General features: G+C 63.3%; 17 protein-coding genes. 5 read left to right on the top strand and 12 right to left on the bottom strand.

What is annotated here, in order from left to right; translation table 11 throughout:
* The first annotated feature begins 1 nt into the window (after position 1).
* Together ACM6JM_RS11055 and ACM6JM_RS11050 are read left to right on the top strand one after the other, a co-directional pair.
* Positions 2 to 1,417, top strand: coding sequence for a Y-family DNA polymerase (locus ACM6JM_RS11055; protein ID WP_039768872.1), 1,416 nt, complete (start codon positions 2 to 4; stop codon positions 1,415 to 1,417).
* The gene (locus ACM6JM_RS11050) at positions 1,414 to 4,491 is read left to right on the top strand and encodes an error-prone DNA polymerase (protein ID WP_414881854.1); all 3,078 of its coding nucleotides are present in this window, start codon (positions 1,414 to 1,416) and stop codon (positions 4,489 to 4,491) included. Before ACM6JM_RS11055 ends, ACM6JM_RS11050 begins: the two co-directional genes overlap by 4 nt.
* A gap of 202 nt (positions 4,492 to 4,693) precedes the next feature.
* Here ACM6JM_RS11050 and ACM6JM_RS11045 read toward each other — a convergent pair whose 3' ends face one another.
* The 7 genes from ACM6JM_RS11045 to ACM6JM_RS11015 form a co-directional block, all read right to left on the bottom strand.
* Positions 4,694 to 5,353: a flavin reductase family protein gene (locus ACM6JM_RS11045; protein WP_011334531.1), complete on the bottom strand. Its 660-nt coding sequence runs from the start codon at positions 5,351 to 5,353 to the stop codon at positions 4,694 to 4,696.
* A gap of 11 nt (positions 5,354 to 5,364) precedes the next feature.
* Positions 5,365 to 6,852 carry an amidohydrolase family protein gene (locus ACM6JM_RS11040; RefSeq protein ID WP_414881853.1) on the bottom strand — a complete coding sequence of 496 codons (1,488 nt, stop codon included), beginning with the start codon at positions 6,850 to 6,852 and terminating at the stop codon, positions 5,365 to 5,367.
* Positions 6,849 to 8,045 carry an amidohydrolase family protein gene (locus ACM6JM_RS11035; RefSeq protein ID WP_103386668.1) on the bottom strand — a complete coding sequence of 399 codons (1,197 nt, stop codon included), beginning with the start codon at positions 8,043 to 8,045 and terminating at the stop codon, positions 6,849 to 6,851. The genes ACM6JM_RS11040 and ACM6JM_RS11035 overlap by 4 nt, the downstream gene beginning before the upstream one ends.
* An 85-nt stretch (positions 8,046 to 8,130) precedes the next feature.
* Positions 8,131 to 9,183, bottom strand: a complete 1,053-nt coding sequence (locus ACM6JM_RS11030; RefSeq protein ID WP_103386667.1) for an extracellular solute-binding protein — start codon at positions 9,181 to 9,183, stop codon at positions 8,131 to 8,133.
* A 15-nt stretch (positions 9,184 to 9,198) separates the two neighbouring features.
* Positions 9,199 to 9,987 carry an ABC transporter permease gene (locus ACM6JM_RS11025; RefSeq protein WP_007959453.1) on the bottom strand — a complete coding sequence of 263 codons (789 nt, stop codon included), beginning with the start codon at positions 9,985 to 9,987 and terminating at the stop codon, positions 9,199 to 9,201.
* Entirely contained in the window at positions 9,984 to 10,901 is a 918-nt protein-coding gene (locus tag ACM6JM_RS11020; RefSeq protein WP_007959454.1) for an ABC transporter permease, read from the bottom strand. Before ACM6JM_RS11020 ends, ACM6JM_RS11025 begins: the two co-directional genes overlap by 4 nt.
* Position 10,902: 1 nt before the next feature.
* Entirely contained in the window at positions 10,903 to 11,988 is a 1,086-nt protein-coding gene (locus ACM6JM_RS11015) for an ABC transporter ATP-binding protein (protein WP_414881852.1), read from the bottom strand.
* A 139-nt stretch (positions 11,989 to 12,127) separates the two neighbouring features.
* Here ACM6JM_RS11015 and ACM6JM_RS11010 point away from each other — a divergent pair, with 139 nt between their 5' ends.
* From ACM6JM_RS11010 to ACM6JM_RS11000, 3 genes are all read left to right on the top strand, one after another.
* Positions 12,128 to 12,817: a GntR family transcriptional regulator gene (locus ACM6JM_RS11010; protein ID WP_039768861.1), complete on the top strand. Its 690-nt coding sequence runs from the start codon at positions 12,128 to 12,130 to the stop codon at positions 12,815 to 12,817.
* Positions 12,818 to 12,949: 132 nt separating this feature from the next.
* Positions 12,950 to 15,061 (top strand): PAS domain-containing sensor histidine kinase, encoded by a 2,112-nt coding sequence (locus ACM6JM_RS11005; protein ID WP_103386664.1) that lies wholly within the window; start codon positions 12,950 to 12,952, stop codon positions 15,059 to 15,061.
* Positions 15,062 to 15,090: 29 nt separating this feature from the next.
* On the top strand, positions 15,091 to 17,724 hold the full coding sequence (locus ACM6JM_RS11000; RefSeq protein WP_414881851.1) for an excinuclease ABC subunit A: 2,634 nt from the start codon (positions 15,091 to 15,093) through the stop codon (positions 17,722 to 17,724).
* A gap of 95 nt (positions 17,725 to 17,819) precedes the next feature.
* Here the strand turns inward: ACM6JM_RS11000 and ACM6JM_RS10995 are convergent, their stop codons facing one another.
* Genes ACM6JM_RS10995 through ACM6JM_RS10975 form a run of 5 tightly spaced genes read right to left on the bottom strand, consistent with a single transcriptional unit; the run spans position 17,820 to position 22,391 of the window.
* Complete coding sequence (locus ACM6JM_RS10995; RefSeq protein ID WP_414881850.1) at positions 17,820 to 19,763, bottom strand: response regulator; 1,944 nt, start codon at positions 19,761 to 19,763, stop codon at positions 17,820 to 17,822.
* The gene (locus ACM6JM_RS10990; RefSeq protein ID WP_039768858.1) at positions 19,753 to 20,628 is read right to left on the bottom strand and encodes a sensor histidine kinase; all 876 of its coding nucleotides are present in this window, start codon (positions 20,626 to 20,628) and stop codon (positions 19,753 to 19,755) included. Before ACM6JM_RS10990 ends, ACM6JM_RS10995 begins: the two co-directional genes overlap by 11 nt.
* Complete coding sequence (locus ACM6JM_RS10985; protein ID WP_414881916.1) at positions 20,621 to 21,631, bottom strand: ATP-binding protein; 1,011 nt, start codon at positions 21,629 to 21,631, stop codon at positions 20,621 to 20,623. The genes ACM6JM_RS10990 and ACM6JM_RS10985 overlap by 8 nt, the downstream gene beginning before the upstream one ends.
* Positions 21,628 to 22,032, bottom strand: a complete 405-nt coding sequence (locus ACM6JM_RS10980; RefSeq protein WP_011334519.1) for an anti-sigma regulatory factor — start codon at positions 22,030 to 22,032, stop codon at positions 21,628 to 21,630. Before ACM6JM_RS10980 ends, ACM6JM_RS10985 begins: the two co-directional genes overlap by 4 nt.
* The gene (locus ACM6JM_RS10975) at positions 22,029 to 22,391 is read right to left on the bottom strand and encodes an STAS domain-containing protein (protein ID WP_011334518.1); all 363 of its coding nucleotides are present in this window, start codon (positions 22,389 to 22,391) and stop codon (positions 22,029 to 22,031) included. The genes ACM6JM_RS10980 and ACM6JM_RS10975 overlap by 4 nt, the downstream gene beginning before the upstream one ends.
* Between the last annotated feature and the right edge of the window lie 2 nt (positions 22,392 to 22,393).

Raw genomic sequence — 22,393 nt, 5'->3', positions numbered from 1 at the left:
CATGCGCTGGGTTTGCATTCTGTTCCCGCAATTGGCCCTCGACGCCGTGCTGCGCCAGCGCCCCGATCCCGAGCAACCCTTGGCGCTGCTCAGCGGCCCGGCCCAGCGCCGGGTGCTGCAAGCGGTCAACCCGGCGGCGCGGGCCCTGGGCTTGCGTCCGGGGCAGTCGATGACTGCTGCGCAGGCCATGAGCAAAGGGTTTGCCACCGTCGATTACGATTCGGCCGAGGTCGAGCACTGGCAGCAGTTTCTCGCCGCCTGGGCCTATCGTTTCAGCGCCCAGGTCAGCGTGCATTACCCGCGCACCGTGGTGTTCGAGATCGAATCGAGCCTCGGCCTGTTCGGTTCCTGGGCGCAGTTCGAGGCGCGGTTGCGCACGGAGCTGACCGAGCTGGGCTTTCGGCACCGCATCGTTGCCGCGCCCAACCCGGTGGCGGCGCGGGTGCTGGCCAACGCCTACGACGGATTGGTGGTGCCCGACGGTGAAGCCCTGCGCCATCACCTCGGGCAACTGCCGGTCGACCGCATCGGGCTGGAGCCGAGTGTGGCCACGGCGCTGTCGCGCATGGGCCTGCGCAACCTCCATCAGGTGCAGAACCTGCCGCGTCAGGCCCTGGCCCGGCGTTTCGAGGCGCCGATGCTCAAGCACCTGGACACGCTGTTCGGCGCACGACCGCTGGCGCTGGCGTTCTACCTGCCGCCGGATCGCTTCGACGTGCGCATCGAACTCAATTTCGACGTGCAGTCCCATCAGGCGCTGCTGTTTCCATTGCGCCGCCTGACGTCCGATCTGGCGGCGTTTTTGTGCGGGCGCGACAGCGGCGTGCAGCGCTTCGATCTGCATCTGGAACACGCCGGGTTGCCGGACACGCTGATCAAGGTCGGCCTGCTCAGCGCCGAGCGCGATCCGGCGATGCTGTTCGAGCTGGCCCGTGGTCGACTGGAGCAGGTGCAGGTCGAAGCCCCGGTACGCGGCTTTCGTTTGCGCGCCGAAGATCTGCCGAGTTTCGTGCCGCAGTTTCAGGAGCTGTTCGACGACCGTCCGCAGCAGACCTTGCCCTGGGAGCAGTTGCGCGAACGCCTGCGCGCGCGACTGGGGGATGAGGCGGTGCAGGGCCTGCGCTTTCAGGCCGATCATCGCCCGGAGTGCGCGTGGCAGAACGCCGATGACAAACAGCGTTGCCCTGCATTGCCGGGCGTGCAGCGTCCGGGCTGGTTGTTGGGCGAACCGCAATCCGTGCCCGAAGGTTCGGCGCGGATTCTCATGGGCCCGGAACGCATCGAGTCCGGCTGGTGGGACGGTGACGATGTGCGCCGCGACTATTACTTGATCCAGAACCGCGCCGGCCAGCAAGGCTGGGCGTACCGGGCGGTGGGTGAGGGTGGCCCGTTGTGGCTGCAGGGCTGGTTCGCATGAGCCAGGGTTATGCCGAGCTGCACTGTCTGTCCAACTTCAGCTTCCAGCGTGGTGCGTCCAGTGCATTGGAGCTGTTCCAGCGCGCGAAGAAACACGGCTATCAGGCGCTGGCGATCACCGATGAATGCACACTGGCCGGGATCGTTCGTGCCTGGCAGGCAGCCAAATCCGTGGAGCTGCCGCTGATTATCGGCAGCGAGATGCGCATCGAGAACGGCCCGAAACTGGTGCTGTTGGTCGAGAACATCGAAGGTTATCAGGCGTTGTGCGGCTTGATTACCCAGGCCCGACGGCGCACGCAGAAAGGTCAGTATCAAATACTGCGCGAAGATTTCAGCGAGCCGCTGCCGGGATTGCTGGTGCTGTGGGTGCCGGATACGGTCGAAGAGGTAGAAGAGGGCCGCTGGCTGAAACAGACCTTCGGTGAACGGCTGTGGCTGGCGGTGCAGTTGCATCGCGGGCAGAACGATCAGCAACGGCTGGCCGCACTGCTGAATCTGGCGGATGAACTGCAGATTCCAGCCGTGGCCAGCGGTGATGTGCACATGCACGCCCGTGGCCGGCGGGCCTTGCAGGACACCATGACTGCGATCCGCCATCACGTTCCGGTGGCCGAAGCCGGGTTGCGCCTGCACCCCAATGGCGAGCGGCATTTACGCAGCCTCGATGTGCTGCAAGAACTGTATCCGCAGGCCTTGCTGGACGAATCCGTGAAACTGGCCCGCCGCTGCACCTTCGATCTGGGCGAGTTGCGTTATCAATACCCCAAAGAGCTGGTGCCCGAGGAACACAGCGCCAGTTCCTGGCTGCGCCACCTGACCGAACAAGGCATCGCCTGGCGCTGGCCGCAAGGCGCACAACCCAAGGTGCTCAAGCAGATCGACGATGAGCTGAAGCTGATCGCCGAACTCGGCTACGAAAGCTACTTCCTCACCGTGCACGACGTGGTGCGCTTCGCCCGTGAGCAGAAAATCCTCTGCCAGGGCCGAGGTTCGGCGGCCAACTCGGCGGTGTGTTTTGCCTTGGGCATCACCGAGATCGACCCGGATCGCACCACGCTGCTGTTCGAACGTTTCATGTCGAGGGAGCGCAACGAGCCGCCGGACATCGACGTGGATTTCGAGCACGAGCGCCGGGAAGAAGTCCTGCAATACGTGTTTCGTCGTTATGGTCGCCGTCGTGCGGCGCTGACCGCGGTGGTCAGCACCTACCACGCTTCCGGTGCGATCCGCGATGTGGCCAAGGCGCTGGGGCTGCCGCCGGACCAGATCAATGCGCTGGCCGACTGCTGCGGCCACTGGAGCGATGAGACGCCGCCCGTGGAGCGTCTGCGCGAAGGCGGTTTCGACCCCGAAAGTCCGCTGCTGCATCGCGTGCTGAGCCTGACCGGGCAACTGATCGGCTTCCCCCGGCACCTGTCGCAGCACCCCGGTGGTTTCGTGATTTCCGAGCAACCGCTGGACACGCTGGTGCCGGTGGAAAACGCCGCCATGGCCGACCGGACCATCATCCAGTGGGACAAGGACGACCTCGACGCCGTCGGGCTGCTCAAGGTGGATATCCTCGCCCTTGGCATGCTCAGCGCGATCCGCCGCTGTTTCGACCTGCTGCGCCGTCATCGTAACCAGAAGCTGAGTCTGGCGACGATTCCGGCCGAGGATCGCGCCACGTACGACATGATCAGCCGCGCCGACACCATCGGCGTGTTCCAGATCGAGTCCCGGGCGCAGATGTCGATGCTGCCGCGCCTGCGCCCGCAAACCTTCTACGACCTGGTGATCGAGGTGGCCATCGTCCGGCCGGGGCCGATCCAGGGCGGGATGGTCCATCCGTACCTGCGCCGCCGGAACAAGGAGGAAGAGGAAACCTATCCGTCACCGGAGCTGGAAGTGGTGCTCAAACGCACCCTCGGCGTGCCGCTGTTTCAGGAACAGGTGATGCAGATCGCCATTGTTGCCGCCGACTACAGCCCCGGCGAGGCCGACCAGTTACGCCGTTCCATGGCCGCGTGGAAACGCCACGGCGGACTGGAACCGCACAAGGAGCGGCTGGCCGCCGGCATGAAGAAAAACGGCTACAGCCCGGAATTCGCCGCGCAGATCTTCGAGCAGATCAAGGGCTTCGGCAGTTACGGTTTCCCTGAATCCCACGCTGCCAGTTTTGCCTTGCTGACCTATGCCAGTTGCTGGCTCAAGTGCCACGAACCGGCGGCGTTCGCCTGTGCGCTGATCAACAGTTGGCCGATGGGGTTCTACAGCCCCGATCAGATTCTTCAGGACGCGCGCCGTCATCATTTGCAGATCCGCCCGGTGGACGTGCGCGCCAGCGACTGGGATTGCAGCCTGGAGCCGATCACCGGCGAGCAACCGGCCATCCGCATGGGCCTGCGGATGATCAAGGGCTTTCGCGAGGAGGATGCGCGCAGCATTGAAAGCGCGCGGGCGAGGGGGGCGTTTGCCGATGTCGCCGATCTGGGCGAACGCGCCGGGCTCGACAGTCGCGCTCAGGCGCTGCTGGCCGATGCCGGGGCATTGCGCGGTCTGGCCGGTCATCGTCATCGGGCACGCTGGGAAGTGGCCGGGGTGCAGAAACAGCTTGGGTTGTTTGCCGGGTTGCCGAGTCAGGAAGAGCCGGATGTGCTGCTGCCGACGCCGAGTGTCAGCGAAGACCTGTTCACCGACTACGCAACGCTGGGCACCACGCTGGGGCCGCACCCGCTGACGCTATTGCGCGACGAGTTGCGGGCGCGGCGCTGTCGCAGTTCCCGGGAGTTGTTGGAGGTCGAGCATGGCCGGCCGGTCAGCGTGGCGGGGCTGGTGACCGGTCGCCAGCGGCCGGGCACCGCCAGCGGCGTGACCTTCGTGACCCTCGAAGACGAGTTCGGCAACGTCAACGTGGTGGTCTGGCGCGATCTGGCCGAGCGTCAGCGTCAGGTGCTGGTGGGCTCGCAATTGCTCAAGGTCGATGGCCGCTGGGAGCGGGAAGGCGAGGTGCGTCACCTGATTGCCGGACGCCTGAGCGATCTGACTCCGCTGCTCAACGGCATCCGCGTACAGAGCCGCGACTTCCACTGACACCCACTGAACCTGCTGCTCGTTCCCACGCCCTGCATCGTTGATCGTTCCCACGTCGAGGCGTCGAACCGTCCGCGTGGGAATGCCGCCATGGACGCTCCGCGTCCACTGTGACGCAGAGCGTCACGGTATGCATTCCCACGCGGAGCGTGGGAACGATCAGTACGAGCAGCACGCGGAGCGTGGGAACGAGCAATAGCTTTCAGCGCTGTGGCCAGAACCGTTCGCCACCCCCCGGCGCTTCCGTCCACGCTTGCAACGAGCGGGTCGGTAAATCGAAGTAATCCCGGGTCCGCGCATAACCATGCCCACCCATGCGCCCGATCGCATCCAGCCCCAATTGATCGATGTACAGGGTTTTCGGGTCGATCAACTCGTCGCGCACATGCGCCATCAACACCTCGCCAAAAATGATCTCCCGGGACTGACCGATGTTCAGCGCCATCATCCGTCGGCATTCCAGCGCCACCGGTGCTTCGCCGATTCGCGGGCATTTGACCGAGGTGCCGGGGATTGCTGTCAGGCCCGCAGCGGTCAATTCATCGAAACCCGGCGCGAACGGCACGGCGCAGACGTTCATGGCTTCCACCAGTGCATCGCTGACGATGTTGACCGTGAATTCCTGATTCATCTGGATATTGCGCGTGGTGTCCTTCGGGCTTTGATCGCCGTAGTTCTCCACGCCGAGCGCCAGAATCGGCGGATCCGCCGACAGCGCATTGAAAAAGCTGAACGGCGCGGCATTGACCCGGCCTTCGGCATCAATGGTGGTGACCAGAGCAATCGGGCGCGGCACTACGCTGCCGATCAGAATCTTGTATTTTTCCCGTGGGCTCAGTTGGCTGAAATCGAAGCTGTGCATGGCAGTGTTCTCTAAAGAAGTGGATCGATGGCGCTCAAGGGCGCTTCGGCGCTGTAGTCGTCGGCGAACGGAATGGCCGGCTGAAACAGGGTTTTCCAGTCCGGTCGGCCAAAGGCCCGGTCGCTGTGGCTGCGCATCAGTTTTTCGTATTGGCGCTGGGCCTGGCGTTGCAGAGAGGGGTAGTCGACGCCGATGACCTGACCGTCCTGCATCACGCAGCGACCGTCGATGTAACTGGCGAGGCAGTCGTCGCCGCGTCCGGCCAGCAGCAGGTTTTTCAGTGGATCGAACAGCGGGCCCAGATGCAGACCGCGCAGGTTGAACACGGTGATATCCGCTTTGGCGCCGGCGGCCAGGCGACCGAGGTCGTCACGGCCCAGCGCCTTGGCGCCGCCGAGGGTGGCGGCGTTGTACAGATCCAGGCTGCTGGTCAGCGCGGGCCCGCCTTCCATCAAGCGGGCAATGTTCAAACCGTGGCGCATGTTCTCCAGCAGGTCTGCCGGCCAGGTGTCGGTGCCGAGGCCGAAGTTGATGCCTTTGGCACGATAGCGGCCGAACGAATTCAGCGCCTCGCCGTCACGGGCGAACACCAGCGGGCAGTGCACCAGACTCGCGCCGCCGTCAATGACCCGCTGCAGATCGTCATCGCCCGAGGTGTAGAGGCCGTGGGGCAGCAGGCTGCGCGGGGTGAGCAGGTCGAGTTGCTGCAACCAGCCCAGCGGCGTGGTGCCGCGTAGCTGTTCGACCATCGCCACTTCCCCCGGCGCCTGACAGCAATGCAGGCGCATCGGTGCGTTCAGCTCGCGGCTCAAGGCGGATGTGCGTTGCAGCAGTTTCGGCGTGCAGGTCTGGATGCGATCCGGCAGCAGCGCGCCGCGAATCAACCCGGCGCGGGCGCCATCGAAATCCTTGAAAAACCGTTCGGCCGCGTCCAGTCCCGCCAGGCCCCGAGCCTCATCCCAGTGATGGGCGAGGGTGCCGTCGGCGCGCCAGTAACTCATGCCGCTCATGTAGCAGGGGCCGAGATAGGTACGCAGGCCCAACTCGCCCGCCACGTCAGCGACAGCGGCAAACTCGTCGTAGGTCTCCGCCCATTCGCGGTAGTACATCGAGGTGATCGGCATGGCCGTGGTGATGCCGTTGCGGATCAACTGGGTGAAGGCGTAGCGGTATTTGAAGACCTCTTCTTCGGGGCTGAACGATTCGTGCGGGCCGGCCGCCAGATACTCCGCCGACCACATCCGGCCCATGGCGCGCTCGTCGCCGTTGTCCAGGGTCAGCACCGTGGAGTCGAGATCGCCGAGGGCGTCCAGGTCGATAAAACCGGGGCCGATCAGCGCATTGCCGTAGTCGATCCACTGATCCACCGGCCCTTGATAACCGCGACCGACAAACTCGATGCGCGAGCCGATAAACACCACTTCACCGTCACGCCACAGCACATGTTGCGTGCCGTCGAAACCGACCACGCAACCGGCCTTCAGGCCGATCCGTTTCACAGACGGCTGCCCAGCAAACGACCGCCGCTGGCGATCAGTTCGCCGCCGCGATAGACCTGACGCACTGGCCGCGCGACTACCGCTTCACCAAGGGTTTCCACCGGCATCAGCAGAAAGTCTGCCGGCCGGCCGATGGCGAAGCCGTAATCCTCGATCCCCAATGCGCGCGCGCCGTTGACCGTCGCCGCGTCGAACGCCGCCGCCAGTTCATCGTCCTTGCCCAGATCAAAACGAAACGCCAGCAGCATTGCCCGTTCCAGCATGTCGCCGTTGCCCATCGGTGACCACGCATCACGAATGCCGTCGGAGCCCAGACACACGTTGACGCCGGTCTCGCGCAGCGCCAGGAAGGGTGGAACGGCGCAATCGGCCGGCGCCGAACTCATCAGCGAAATGCCCAGTGCAGCAAGGCGTTCGGCGACCGGTTTGACCTGACTCCACGGCAGCATGCCCAGGCAATAGGCGTGGCTGATCATCACCCGGTTGTGTAGGTTGAAACGCTCGGTGTAATCGGCGATCCGGGCGATCTGCCACAGGCCCAGTTCACCTTTGTCGTGCAGATGGATGTCGACGCCGCGCTGGAATTCACTGGCCAGCTTGAATACGAAATCCAGTTGCGCGATCGGGTCGTTATCGATGCCGCACGGGTCGAGCCCGCCGACGTTCTCCACGCCCAGCGCGATGGCTTCGCGCATCAGTTCGGCGGTGCCGGGACGGCTGATCAGGCCGGTTTGCGGGAAGACCACCAGTTGCAGGTCGATCAGGTCGTTGTAGGTTTCGCGCAGTTGTTGCATGGCCTCAACGTGACGCAGGCCGAATTCCGGGTCGATGTCGACGTGGCAACGCATCGTCAGCGAACCCCGGGCGATGCAGTTCTCCAGCAGGGCGCCGGCGCGTTCGGCAATTGGCGCTTTGACTTCGCGCAGCACGCGGCGCTCGTTGCTGATGTAGTCCTTGAGCGTCGGGCCGGCGCTGTTCGGGCGCCAGGGCTGGCCGTACAAGGTCTTGTCGAGGTGCACGTGGCTTTCCACCAGCGGCGCGGTCAGGAGCTGGTTCTGGCCGTCGATGTCGGTGGCGGCCAGCGGGGTGCTGGAGGCCGGGCGGCGTTGGCTGAACTTGCCGTTTTCGATCAGCAGGTCTTCGGCAGGGGCGCCGTAGGGGCGGATGTTTCTGAGCCAGCGGGGGTGGGACATTTCATACCTCTGTTTCTATGTTGTCTGGGCGGGCCTCATCGCTGGCTTGCCAGCGATGGCCGCGACGCGGTCTCAAGTCAGGCGATCAGCCTTTGAGCTTCGACCAAATCCGATCCTGCAGCTCCCGCGCCTTGTTGCTGCATTCCTTCTCCGGCCGCAGCCGCGAGGCGTACTCCTCGGGCATGTTGATCGCGTCCATGACCTTCCATTTCGCATCCAGCAACTGATCGCTCTGAATCCCGTTGGCATAGGCAATCGCGTTGGACACGGCCGCCGCGTTCTCGGGCTTCATCATCCAGTCGATGAAGATCTTCGCGTTGCCCGGATGCGGGGCGCTTTTCGGTACGGCGAAGTTGTCCTGGAACATCGCCAGGCCTTCTTTCGGGTACACGTATTTAATCGTGCTCTTCTGCAACGTGGCGCGGGCCGTCGAGCCGTTCCAGTTCTGCATCATGATCACTTCGCCCGAGGCCATGCGGTCGACGGTGTTGTCGGAGCTGTACATCTTCAAAAACGGTTTCTGCTTTTGCAGCAGCTCGAGGATGCGCTTGGCGTCCTGCGGGTTTTCCGTGCACTCGTCGACGTTCAGGTAGTGGCTGGCGGCGTTGATCACGCTGCTGGAGGTGTCGAGGGCGGCGAGCTGGCCTTGCAGTTCCTTGCGGGGCTCGAAGAATTCTTTCCACGAATCGTCGAGCTTGCCGCCCGGCACCCGTGCGCTGTCATAGGAAAACCCGGTGGTGCCCCACAGGTAAGGCGCCGAAAACTTGCGACCCGGGTCGAAGCTCGGGTCGCGGAACGGGCCTTTGACGTACTGGAAGTTGCTCAGGGTCGGGGCGTCGATTTCCAGCAGCAGGTTCTGCTTGATCAGCGTCTGCATGATCGACTGCGACGGCACGATCACGTCATACGCGGCGCCGCCGGCCTGCAACTTGGCGAGCAGGGTTTCGTTGCTGTCGTAGCCGTCCATGGTGACCTTGATCCCGGTCTCCTTTTCGAACTTGGCCAGCAGGTCCACCGGGTAGTAATCGGTCCAGTTGTAGAAGAACAACTGTTTGGGCTCGGCGGCGTGGGCGCCGAACGCGGTGAAACAACTCAGGGCCAGACCGGATACTGCCAGACGCATGTTTTTCACTTTCATGAGCACGCTCCAGGTTTATTGTTGTTTGCCGCGTTGGCCGAGCCAGAAGGCCAGCACCACCAGCACGATGGAAATCACCAGCATCAGGGTTGAAATCGCGTTGATTTCAGGTGTTACGCCAGCCTTGATCGCCGAGAAGATGTACACCGGCAACGTGGTCGAACCGGGCCCGGCGACGAAGAAGGTCATGATGAAATCGTCGAGGCTGACCACGAACGCCAGCACCGAGCCGGACAACACCGCCGGCCACAGCAGCGGCAAGGTCACGCGGCGAAACACCTGCCACGGATTGGCATACAGGTCGTTGGCGGCCTCCAGCAGGCTCTTGTCCAGGTCGTTGAGCCGCGCGCGGATCGGCAGGTAGGCGAACGGAATGCAGAAGCCGATGTGCGCGACGATCACCGTCATCAGCCCGAGCTTGATCCCCAGGGCCATGAACAGCAGCAGGGTGGCCACGGCGGTGACGATCTCCGGCAGGATCAGCGGCAGGTTGATCCCGCCTTCGACCATTTTCTGCCCGTAGAACGGCCGGTAAGTCGCAAGTGCTGCGAGCAGTGCAATGGTCGTGGCGCAGACTGTGGCGATGGTCGCGACGATGATCGAATTCAGCGCCGCCGTCTGGATCGACGGGTTGGCCAGGATCCGTCCGTACCAGGCGAACGAGAACTCGGTCCACACCGTCGCCGAGCGGTTGGCGTTGAAGCTGTAGGCGATCAACACCAGGATCGGCACGTACAGATAGGCGAGGATCAGCAGGCTGATTTCGCGGGTTGCGGGGAGTTTTTTCAGGTGCAGAGAGATCATGCTTTCGCTCCCCGGTTCAGGGTTTTCGCCGCGCTGCGGCTGTACAGGGCGTAGAGCACCAGGGACAACAGCAGAATCCCCAGCAGCAGGAACGACAGCGAACTGCCCAGCGGCCAGTTGCGCGCGGTGCCGAATTGCTGCTGGATCAGGTTGCCGATCATCAGGGTCTTGCCGCCGCCGAGAATGGCCGGGGTGATGAAGGCGCCGAGGCTCGGCACAAACACCAGCAACGCGCCGGCAATCACGCCGGGCATCGACAGCGGCAGGATGATCCGGCGCAACGCATGCCAGCGGTTGGCGCCCAGGTCATAGGCGGCTTCCACCAGACGCCAGTCGAGTTTTTCCAGGGTCGAGTAGATCGGCAGGATCATGAACGGCAAGAAGCTGTAGACCAGACCCACACTGACCGCGAAGTCGTTGTACAGCAGGGTGATGCCGCCGGCACTCGGGAACAGCGCGTTGAGGCTCTGGGCGACCCAGCCCTGTTCGCGCAGGATGATCAGCCACGCGTAGTTGCGGATCAGCAGGTTGGTCCAGAACGGAATGGTGATGAGCAACACCATCAGGTTGCGCCGGCGCGGGGTCAGGCTCGACATCCACAATGCCACCGGAAACCCGAACAGAAAGCACAACACCGTGGTGCCACCGGCCTGGAACACCGAGCGCAGCAGCGCCTGGGCGTAGACCCAGTTCAGCTCCAGTTCGCCGTCAAAACCTTCCTGGAAAAACAGCTGCACGTAACTTTGCAGTTGCCATTGGGCCTGCCAGTCGACGCCGCCGTAGGTGTTGCGCGGCAGCAGGCTGATGTAGCCCATGATGCCCAGCGGAATGGCGATCAGCGCGAGCAGGGTCAACACCACCGGGCTGAGCAACAGCGCGCGGTTGAGAGAGGGCGAAGTGCTGCTGACGCTCATCTCAGGCCTCCATCAACAGACAGGCCTGGGGCGGCAGGTGCACCGCCACGGGCTCGCCGACTGCACGACCACGGTTCAGGCCTTCGTTGTTTTCCCGCAGCATGACTTTGATGTCGTTGTTCAAACGGCACTGGTACAGCGTCGCGGTGCCGACATACAGCACCGCCTCGATCACCCCGCGCAGATGATGCGGTTGATCCGCCGCGACCAGTTGCGAGCGCTCGGGACGAAACGCCAGTTGCACACTGCTGCCGTTGACGCCTTGGGGCGGGCAGGGGATTTCCACCGGCATGCCGTTGGGCACGAAGATGTTTTCGTTGTGTTCGCCGCGCTTGAGTTCGCCGGGGAGGAAATTGATGTCGCCGATGAACTGGGCGACGAAGCGGTGCTGCGGACGTTCATAGATGTCGGTCGGGGTGCCGATCTGCAGGATCTTGCCGGCGGACATCACCGCGATCCGGTCGGACAGGGTCAGGGCTTCTTCCTGGTCGTGGGTGACGAAGATGAAAGTGATGCCGGCTTCCTGCTGCACGCGCTTGAGTTCGACCTGCATTTCCTTGCGCAGCTTCAGGTCCAGCGCCGACAGCGGCTCGTCGAGCAACAGCACTTTCGGCTTCGGCGCCAGGGCCCGGGCCAGAGCCACGCGTTGTTGCTGGCCGCCGGATAATTCCGCCGGTTTGCGCCCGGCCAGATGCTCCATCTGCACCAGCGCGAGCATCTCGTCGACCCGTCCGGGAATCGTCTTGTGATCAAGACCCTGCATCTCGAGGCCGAAGGCGATATTCTGCGCGACACTCATGTGCGGAAACAGCGCGTAACTCTGGAACACCGTGTTGACCCGACGCTTGAACGGCGGCAGGTGATTGACCGTTTCGCCCGCCAGACGGATTTCGCCGTCGCTGACGTGTTCGAAACCGGCGATGGTGCGCAGCAGGGTGGTCTTGCCGCAGCCCGAGGGGCCGAGGAGGGTGAAAAACTCGTTGTCGGCGATGTTCACCGATACGTTGTCGAGGGCTGGCGCCAGGCCAGGGTCATCAGAATACCGCTTGGATACGTTACGCACTTCAATGGCTATTGGTTGACCCATAATGGTGCAATCCTCTAATTATTGTATGCAATATCTGAATGCAATTTAGAAATACCCGGATTAATCTGCTGGCGCAACCCCCATTTCCCTGACTGAGTCGTTCGTCGGGCAGCGTCGCCAGCGTTGAAGGAGCTTTCAAATGACCGAGAAAAAAACGGAAACCACGGTCGACCGCGTCTACCAAGGGGTTTACGAGGCGATCAGCAAGCGTTCGCTGCGTCCGGGGATGAAGCTGGGCGAGGCGTCGCTGGCGGAATTGTTCAATGTCAGCCGCACGTCGGTTCGCGCCGCGCTCAAGCAACTGGAGGCCGACGGACTGGTCACCACCGAGCCCAATAAAGGTGCGTCGGTGTCGCTGCCCAGCGATGAGGAAATCCGTTCCCTGTTCGAAACCCGGCGTCTGATCGAGATCGGCATCGTCACCGAACTGTGTCGGCGCAAGGACTCTGCGGCGATGCAGGACCTGCGTGATCATTTGCTGCTGGAAGACGAAGCCCACGAAGCCGGCGACCACGAGCGACTGATTCACCTGCTCGGCGAATTCCACATCAAACTGGCCCGCAGCCTGAACAACCCGGTACTGCTCGACTGGTTCCAGAAGCTGATTTCCCGCGCCTCGCTGTACGCCGCCGCGCTGGATGACGACAGCCACGAAGCCTGCCGCGACGACGAGCACCTGCGCCTGATCGAGTACATCGAGGCCGGCAATCAGAGCGCGGCGATCGAGCTGACCTGCATGCACCTGGACGGCATCCAGAAGGCGATCCTCGACGTCGCTGCGAAAATGAAGACCGGCTACCATCCGCTCAAACACCTGATCGGAGTGTGAGCGTCGAGTGCAGGTGAAATCGGCTATACCTCTAATGAAACCATCGCTGCCCGACACGCTCGAAACAGACGGGCGTGGCGTTTGAACGCGCGGCGATAGAACCGGACCCACTACAAGGCGTTGAAGCAGCTGATGCAGTTTTTATCCGATAGCCATGGGTGTGACGGCTGGCAAGGCGAGATGGCCGGGCGCATTCGTGCGTTTGACTGGAGCAGGACTGATCTGGGCCCCCTCGAAACCTGGCCGGCCAGCCTGTGCAGCACGGTCCAGCTGATGCTGGCCTCGCCGCTGCCGATGGTCATGCTCTGGGGCCATGCCGGTTACATGATCTACAACGACGCCTATTCGCGATTCGCCGGCGGCCGGCATCCGTACCTGCTCGGATCGCCGGTGGAACTGGGCTGGCCGGAGGTGGCCGATTTCAACCGGCATGTGGTCGACACCTGTCTGGCCGGCGGCACCCTGGAATACCGCAACAAGGTCTTGGTGTTGCTGCGCGACGGTGTGCCCGAGGATGTCTGGCTCGATTTGTATTACAGCCCGGTGGCCAACGATGCCGGCGTGCCTTCGGGTGTGATGGCGATGGTGGTGGAAACCACTGAACTGGTGCTGTCCGAACGCTTGCGTCAGGCCGCCGAAGACGCTTATCGCGCCGATAACGAGCGGGTGCGACTGGCACTCAATGCCGGGGCATTGCTCGGCTCGTTTGTCTGGGACGTGAGAAACAACGTGCTGTCGGCCGATGAGCGATTCGCCCGGACATTTTCCTACCCACCTGATCAAGACCTGAGCAACCTGCCGCAGCATATCGCCGAGACGCACATTCATCCCGACGACCGCAGTTGGGTGCAGGAATGCGTCGAGAATGCGGTGCGTACCGGCGAGCCGTACAACGCCGAATACCGGGTGGTGCGTGCCGATGGCAGTTGTCTGTGGGTGCTCGCCAGCGGCGCTTGCGAATTCGACGAGCAGGGCCGGCCGTTCCGTTTCCCCGGTGTGCTGATCGATATTCACGAGCGCAAGACCGCCGAGGAATCGCTGCTCAAGTTCACCCGCAACCTCGAACAGCGGGTAGCGGATGAAGTCGAGGCGCGCCTCGCCGCCGAAGAGCAATTGCGTCAGTCGCAGAAGCTCGAAGCCATCGGCGGCCTTACGGGCGGCGTGGCCCATGACTTCAACAACCTGCTGCAAGTGATCGCCGGCAACCTGCATCTGCTGGCTCGCCATGAACCGGACAATGCCAATGTCCAGCGTCGGGTCAGCGCCTCGCTGGCGGCGGTGGAGCGCGGCGCCAAGCTGTCCTCGCAACTGCTCGCGTTTGCCCGGCGTCAGCCGCTGTCGCCGGCGGTTTGCAACCCACGCCAGATTTTCGAAGGCGTGGGCGAGTTGCTGCAACGGGCGCTGGGCGAAACCATTCAGATCGACGTGCAACTGCCTGTTGAGCCGTGGCACATCAACGTTGACCGCAATCAACTGGAAAACGCCATTCTCAATCTGGCAATCAATGCCCGGGACGCCATGAAGGGCGAGGGCACGATTGTGCTTGGCGCCTCCAACCTCTCACTGGATCGGGCGTTCTGTTCGGGCAAGGGCATCGTGCCGGGGGATTTCGTCCGGGTCTCGGTCAGTGACAGCGGCGTGGGCATTGCCCCGCACATGCTCGAGCAGGTGTTCGAACCGTTCTTCACCACCAAGGCCGACGGCCAGGGCACTGGCCTGGGCTTGAGCATGGTGTTCGGCTTCGTCAAGCAGAGCGGCGGGCATGTGGAGATCGACAGTCGGATTGGCGAAGGCACGCGGGTGCAGTTGTACTTTCCACGCAGCCTGCGCCCCGTGCTCGATGACTCGCCGAGCGTCAATCATCAGCAGGCGGGTGGTCACGAGACGATCCTGGTGGTCGAGGACAACGAAGCGGTGCGCACCTCGGCGGTCGAACTGTTGCGCGAAGAAGGCTACCGCGTGCTGATCGCCGGCAACGGCGACGCGGCCATGCAGATGTTGATGGAAGGCGCTCGGGTCGACCTGATCTTCACCGACGTGGTCATGCCCGGTCTTATCAAAAGCTCCGATCTGGCGGCGTGGGCCAAGGTGCAAATGCCGCCGGTGGCCGTGCTGTTCACCTCGGGCCACACCCGCGACATCATCTCGCGCAACCACCAGCTCAGCCCCGACACCCATTTGCTCGGCAAGCCCTATGGCCCCGAAGCATTGCTGCAGATGATCCGTTCCGTGCTCAGCACCTGAGCTCCAAATCCCCTGACCAAGGCTGGCCGATGACTTCCAGACGCAATTCCAGTTCTGCCGCCGGCATGGTTCGCGTGCGCGGCGCCCGTGAACACAATCTGAAGAACGTGGACGTCGACATTCCTCGCGATGCACTGGTGGTGTTCACCGGGGTGTCGGGTTCGGGCAAGTCGTCGCTGGCGTTTTCGACGCTGTATGCCGAAGCCCAGCGGCGCTATTTCGAATCGGTGGCGCCCTATGCGCGGCGGCTGATCGATCAGGTCGGCGTACCGGACGTCGATTCCATCGAAGGTCTGCCCCCGGCCGTGGCCCTGCAGCAACAGCGCGGCACGCCGAGCACGCGCTCGTCGGTGGGCAGCGTCACCACGCTCTCGAGCCTGATCCGAATGCTGTACTCGCGCGCCGGCAGCTATCCGCCGGGGCAGCCGATGCTCTACGCCGAGGACTTCTCACCGAATACGCCGCAAGGCGCGTGCCCGCAATGCCATGGACTGGGCCGGGTTTACGAGGTCACCGAGGCGTTGATGGTGCCGGATCCGAATCTGACCATCCGCCAGCGTGCCGTGGCGTCCTGGCCGCTGGCCTGGCAGGGGCAGAACCTGCGCGACATCCTGGTGACCATGGGCATCGATGTCGATATCCCGTGGCGCAAGCTGCCGAAAAAACAGCGTGACTGGATCCTCTTCACCGAGGAAACACCGACCGTTCCGGTGTACGCCGGGCTGACGCCGGAAGAGACCCGCGTCGCCCTCAAGCGCAACATGGAACCGAGCTATCAAGGCACGTTCACCGGCGCCCGGCGCTACATCCTGCACACGTTTACCCATTCGCAAAGTGCGCTGATGAAGAAGCGCGTGTCGCAGTTCATGATCGGCAGCCTTTGCCCGCTGTGCGATGGCAAGCGCCTCAAGCGCGAGGCGCTGTCGGTGACGTTTGCCGGGCATGACATCGGCGAGTTGTCGCGGATGCCGCTGCTGCAAGTCGCCGAAGTCTTGAAACCGGTGGCGGACGCGAGCTGGCTGGAACACGCCGATGAAAGCGGTGAAACCCTGACCCACAGCCAGACCCGCGAAGCCCGGCAGCAACGCGTGGCCCAGGGCGCCAGCGGCCACGCCAACGCGCCGGACGTGCGCCATACGCCGAACCTCTCGCTGGAAAAACGCCTGGCCGCGCAGCGCATTGCCGAGGACTTGCTGGAGCGGGTCAGCACCCTGACCGATCTCGGGCTCGGATATCTGGCGCTGGAGCGCAGCACGCCGACCCTGTCGTCCGGCGAATTGCAACGCCTGCGACTGGCCACTCAATTGGGGTCGCAATTGTTCGGCGTGATCTACGTGCTCGACGAACCCTCCGCCGGCCTGCACCCGGCTGACGGCGAGGCGCTGTTCGAGGCCTTGCAGCGTCTGAAGGCCGACGGCAACAGCGTGTTTGTGGTCGAGCACGATCTGGACACGATGCGCCGCGCCGACTGGCTGATCGACGTCGGCCCGGCGGCCGGTGAAAAGGGCGGGCAGATTCTCTACAGCGGCCCGCCGCCGGGGCTGGCCGCGATCGAGGAATCGCAGACCCGCGCCTATCTGTTCGCCGAACAGCAACGGCCGAACCGCGCCGCGCGCAAACCGTCGGGCTGGCTGAAACTCGACGGCGTCACACGCAACAACCTGAATAACCTCAGCGCCGAATTTCCCCTGGGTTGTTTCACTTCGGTCACCGGTGTTTCCGGTTCGGGCAAATCCAGTCTGGTCAGCCAGGCGCTGCTGGAACTGGTCGGCGCGCAGCTCGGGCGCAGCGTCAGTGACGCCGAGCCGGAAGAGCTCAATCTGGAAGACGATACCCCGTCTGCCAGCACCGGCCAGGTCAGCGCCGGGTTGGAGTCGATCAAGCGTCTGGTGCAGGTCGATCAGAAACCCATCGGCCGCACGCCGCGTTCGAATCTGGCGACCTACACCGGGCTGTTCGACAACGTGCGCAAGCTGTTTGCCGCGACCGATGAGGCGAAAGCGGCGGGATACGACGCCGGGCAGTTTTCCTTCAACGTCGCCAAGGGTCGCTGCCCGACCTGCGAAGGCGAGGGGTTTGTCAGTGTCGAATTACTGTTCATGCCCAGCGTTTATGCGCCGTGCCCGACCTGTCACGGTGCGCGTTACAACCCCGAAACCCTGGCCATCCTCTGGCAGGGCTTGAGCATCGCGCAGGTGCTGAAGCTGACGGTGGACGAAGCGGTGACGGTGTTTGCCGAGCAACCGGCGATCCGCCGTTCGCTGGAGGTACTGCGCGACATCGGTCTCGGTTATCTGCGCCTCGGGCAACCGGCGACCGAGTTGTCCGGCGGCGAAGCCCAGCGCATCAAACTGGCCACCGAGCTGCAACGCAACCAGCGTGGGGCGACATTGTATGTGCTGGATGAACCGACCACCGGGTTGCACCCGCGCGACGTTGACCGCTTGTTGGAGCAACTGGATACGCTGGTCACGGCGGGGCACACGGTGATCGTGGTCGAGCATGAAATGCGCGTGGTGGCGCAGAGCGACTGGGTGATCGACATCGGTCCGGGTGCGGGGGATCAGGGCGGCAAGATCGTCGTGGCCGGAACGCCGCAGAAAGTGGCGGCGAGCAAGAAGAGCCGGACTGCGCCGTTTCTTTCTCGTGCCCTCAGCCGCTAGCCATAGCGTGTCGAATATCGTCATCGCCAGCAGGCTGGCTCCCACAGATTGCTGGTTTTCCATGTGGGAGCCAGCCTGCTGGCGATGGCGGTGTATCAGGCGCCGTCGAGGGTGCGGCGTACCTTGTCCAGCAACTCGCGGATCTGGAACGGCTTGACCAGCATCTCCATGCCGGCCCCGAGGAACACCTGGCGGTTGATCGCGGTTTCCGCGTAACCGGTCATGAACAGGATCGGCAGCGCTTCACGCCAGCCCCGGGCAACGTCCGCCAGTTCACGGCCGGTCATGCGTGGCAGGCCCACGTCGGTCAGCAGCAGGTCGATCGACGGGTCGTTCCGCAAGCGCTCCAGCGCGGTTTCGATATCGGCCGCCTGGGTGCATCGGTAGCCGGCGTCTTCCAGCACTTCGGTGACGAACAGGCGCACCGCCGGCATGTCTTCGACGATCAACACATGCTCGCCCGAGCCTTGCGGATCGATGGTCACCGGGGCCACATCGACAGCGGTCGGATCACTGGTGGCCGGCAGCATGATCGTCACTTCGGTGCCGCGTCGCGCGACGCTGCGGATGTGCGCATCGCCACCGGATTGACGAGCGAAACCGTAGATCGTCGACAGCCCCAACCCGGTGCCCTGGCCCAGCGGTTTGGTGGTGAAAAACGGCTCGAACACCTTATCGATGACGCTGTGCTCGATGCCGGTACCGTCATCGCGCACCGATAGCGCCACATAGGAACCATCGGCGAGGTTCGGGTCGCCGTGGGAATACGCCGCGTAAGTGCTGACCCAGATATTGCCGCCCCGTGGCAATGCGTCCCGGGCGTTGATCACCAGGTTGAGCACTGCGCTTTCGAGCTGGATCGGATCGACCAGCGCGATGGCAGGTTTGGTGGTCATTTCCAGTTTGAGGGCGATGCGTTCGCCGATGGTGCGCACCAGCAATTCTTCCAGCGAGCGGACGTGCTTGTTGATGTCCACCGGACGGGTGTCGAGCGGTTGCTGGCGGGCAAAAGCCAGCAGGCGATGGGTGAGCGAGGCCGCACTCATCGCCGAGTTCAGAGCTGCTTCGGCGTAAAACTGCACCTTGTCCGGGCGGGCATCGGCGACCCGTTTCTGGATCAGCTCAAGGCTGGTGATGATCCCGGTCAGGAGGTTGTTGAAGTCGTGGGCAATGCCGCCGGTGAGTTTGCCCAGCGCATCCATTTTCTGTACTTGCAGCAGTTGCGATTCGGCACGCACCCGGTCGGCGACTTCCTTGGCCAGTTGCGTGGTGGTGTCGTCCAGTCGCGCCAGGTGCGAACGTTCGCGGTGACGGTGTTCGGTGACGTCTTCGACGAACACCAGGCTCAGCTTCGGAGTCCGGTAGGGCGAAATCTGCCATTCGGTCTCGCGAACCTCACCCTGCACGCGCATGTTCAGCGTGCCCTTCCAGCGCTCGCCGTCCACCAGTCGCAGGCGCAGTTCGTCGAGGATCGCGCTCTGATCCTCGGCAAAGCATTCGCTGAGGGTCTGCGGGTCGCGGTTGTCCTGGATCAGTTGGGAGAAAGCGTGGTTGCACTCGTGGACTTTCAGGTCGGCATCCAGCACCGCGATGGGCGCGGAGATGTTGACGAAGATCTCGCGGAAACGCGCCTCGCTTTCGCGCAACGCGTTCTCCGTGTCGCGCACCCGAAGCAGGGTGCGCAATGTTGCCAGCAGCACGTCGGGATCGACTGGGTGAATCAAATAGGCATCGGCTCCGGCATCAAGGCCGGTGATGATGTCGCCGGTCTGGATCGACGCGGCCGACACGTGGATCACCGGGAGCAGGGCGGTGCGGGCGTCGGCGCGCAGTTCGCGGACAATATCGAAGCCGCTCATGTCCGGCAGGTTGACGTCGAGAATCAACGCGTCGAGCTTTTCACTGGCGATCAATGCCAAGCCATCGCCACCGGTGCCGGCCTCTAACACCTCATAGCCGTGGCGTTCCAGCCGCCGGCGCAAGGCGTAACGGGTGGCGACGTTGTCGTCGACAATCAACAGACGGATGTCATGTTTCATCGACGCTCTCCTGGGCGATCGCCAACGGGATGATCACGAAAAAGCACGAACCCACGCTCGGGGTACTCTGGACGCCGACCTCGCCACCGAGCAGTTCGGCGAAGCGTTTGCACAGGGACAAGCCGAGCCCGGTGCCGCGCAGGCGTTTTTGCAGCGGCGAGTCGACCTGAGAAAAGTCTTCAAACAAGGTGCCGTGCAGCTCCGAAGCGATACCGATACCGGTGTCGCTGACGGCGAACCGTACCTTGTCCTCACCCTCAAGGCGTGCCGAGATCCTTACTTCACCACGGGTGGTGAATTTCAGCGAGTTGGAAATGAAGTTGCGCAGAATCTGCGCGAGCTTCTTGTCGTCGGTATAGAGACGCGGCAGGCCCACTGGCTCTTCGAAAATCAGGTCTACGGCAGTGGCGTCGACAATCGGCCGGAACATTCCGCGCAACGCCGCGAACAGGTCGAACATGTCGAACCACGCCGGAGAAATACTGATGCGTCCGGCCTCGATCTTCGCCAGATCGAGCAGGTCGTCGACCATGTCACTGAGTTCCCGGGCGGCGCTGCTGACGAAGGCCACCTGTTTGTGCTGCTCGGGGCTCAGCGGGCCGTCGAGTTCGTCGGCCAGCAGGCTGTTGATGCTCAGGATCGAGCCCAGCGGTGTGCGGAACTCGTGGCTCATGTACGACAGAAAGCGGCTTTTCAGATCGGACGCCTGACGCAGTTGTTCGGCCTGGGTGTCGAGTTCGGCGTACAGGGCCAGCACGCCCTGATTGGTTTCGTCGAGCTCTTCGCGCAACGCAGCGGTTTCGCTCTGCAACTGGGCGATCAACGCAGCCTGTTCGGCATTGCTCAGTGTCGGGGACTCAGCCATGGGCGGCCTCCAGGGCAACGACCAGCACCGTTACATCGTCGCGCCCGCGACAGAAATCGCGGTGCAGGACGGTGGCTATCACGGCGGGATGGCGATGCACCAGACCGGGGTAGTCTTGAAGGTTCCAACGGGACTGCAAGCCATCGCTGTACATGATCAATAGATGTCCGTTCACGTGAGCATAGTCAAAGGGCTGGGCTTTTCGGTATTGGCCGCCGACTATCCCTGGATGCGAGGCCAGTCCGCGCGACTTGTCGGAGGCGATCAGGCTGGCACCGATGTTACCGACACCGGTGAACGACAGACTGGCACGCCCGGCATGAAACTGCGCGAATGCCACTGCGCCACCCCGGCTCCCGATCATTTCCCGGTGCATGTCTTCCATCAGGACCGTTGGCGCACCGAACGGGCTCATGGCAAAGGCTTTCTCTCCTGCTCGGGCCGCACGCTCGGCGTCTTCGCCATGGCCCAGACCATCGACGATCAGGGCACTGATGTCACTGCCGTGAATCGCCAGATGCCAGACGTCGCCGCAGGCGGGATCGTTGTGCAGCGAGTGTTGACTGACACCATACGGCATATCCAACTGCCGGTCGCTGCGCGGGTATAAACGAGCCAGCAGCACGGCGCCGCGATGGTCGGCATATACGTCGAAGACATCCGCCTGGCGTGCCACGGCGCCCAGACCGATGCCCTGAGTACCGCCGGTGGAAAAGCCATCGGTCATGCACGCATCCAGATCAAACCCCTGGGCACGGTCGACCGCAATCATCTCGATACCGTCGTCACCGTGACGGGGCAACAGGCGCAGGTGCAATTCCCCGCGCCCGGCGTGCTTGAGCACATTGCTCGCCAGCTCCGTGGCCACCAGCGCCACACGGCCTGCGTCGCTTTCGCCAAAACCGTGTTGCTCGGCCAGACGCTGGGCCGTACGCCGGGCATGGCCGATCTGGCTGCTGTCCTCGATCACCAACACCTGGGTCAATGTCCCGCTGATGTTCATGTCCATCGGGTGATCGTTATGCGAGTGCCTTTGCCGGGCTCGGTGTCCAGTTCAAATTCGTCCACGAGACGCTTGGCCCCGGTCAGGCCCAGGCCCAGACCGCTGCCGGAGGTCCAGCCGTCGGTCATCGCCAGTTTGATGTCGGGAATGCCCGGGCCTTCATCGCGAAAGGTCAGGCGCAGGCCGACCTTGTGGTTGTCGTCGAGGATCTGCCAGTCCATGTCTCCGCCACCGCCATACACCATGGTGTTGCGCGCCAGTTCACTGACGGCGGTCACCAGTTTGGTCAGGTCGATCAGGCGCATGCCGCACTCGGTGGCCAGCTTGCGCGCCGTTTGCCGCGCCAGCACCACATCCTGCTCGATGTTGATCGGTTGGGTACCGCTGCTGCGCACGGTCATTGCTGGCGTACTCGTTCCTGCAGCAGTTTCATGCCGCGCTCGACGTTCAGCGCGGTGCTGACGCCCGGCAGGTACAGACCGAGCTCGACCAGGGTAATGGCGACCGCCGGCTGCATGCCGACGAGCATGGTTTCAGCGTCCATGATTTTCGACAGGCCGGAAATGGTGCCGATCATCCGGCCGATGAACGAATCGACCATGTCCAGCGCCGAGATGTCGATCAGCACCCCGCGCGCGGAGGTCTTGCTGATGCGCTCGGACAGGTCGTCCTGCAAGGTGAGGGCGAGCTGGTCGTGCATGTCGACCTGGATGGTCACCAGCAGGAAGTCACCCATCTGAAGAATCGGGATACGTTCCATTG

Source organism: Pseudomonas sp. IT-P2, assembly GCF_949767575.1.
Taxonomy (GTDB): Bacteria; Pseudomonadota; Gammaproteobacteria; order Pseudomonadales; family Pseudomonadaceae; genus Aquipseudomonas; species Aquipseudomonas pharyngis.
The sequence above is the reverse complement of the archived record's forward strand: the minus strand, read 5'-3'. Positions and strand labels throughout refer to the sequence as shown.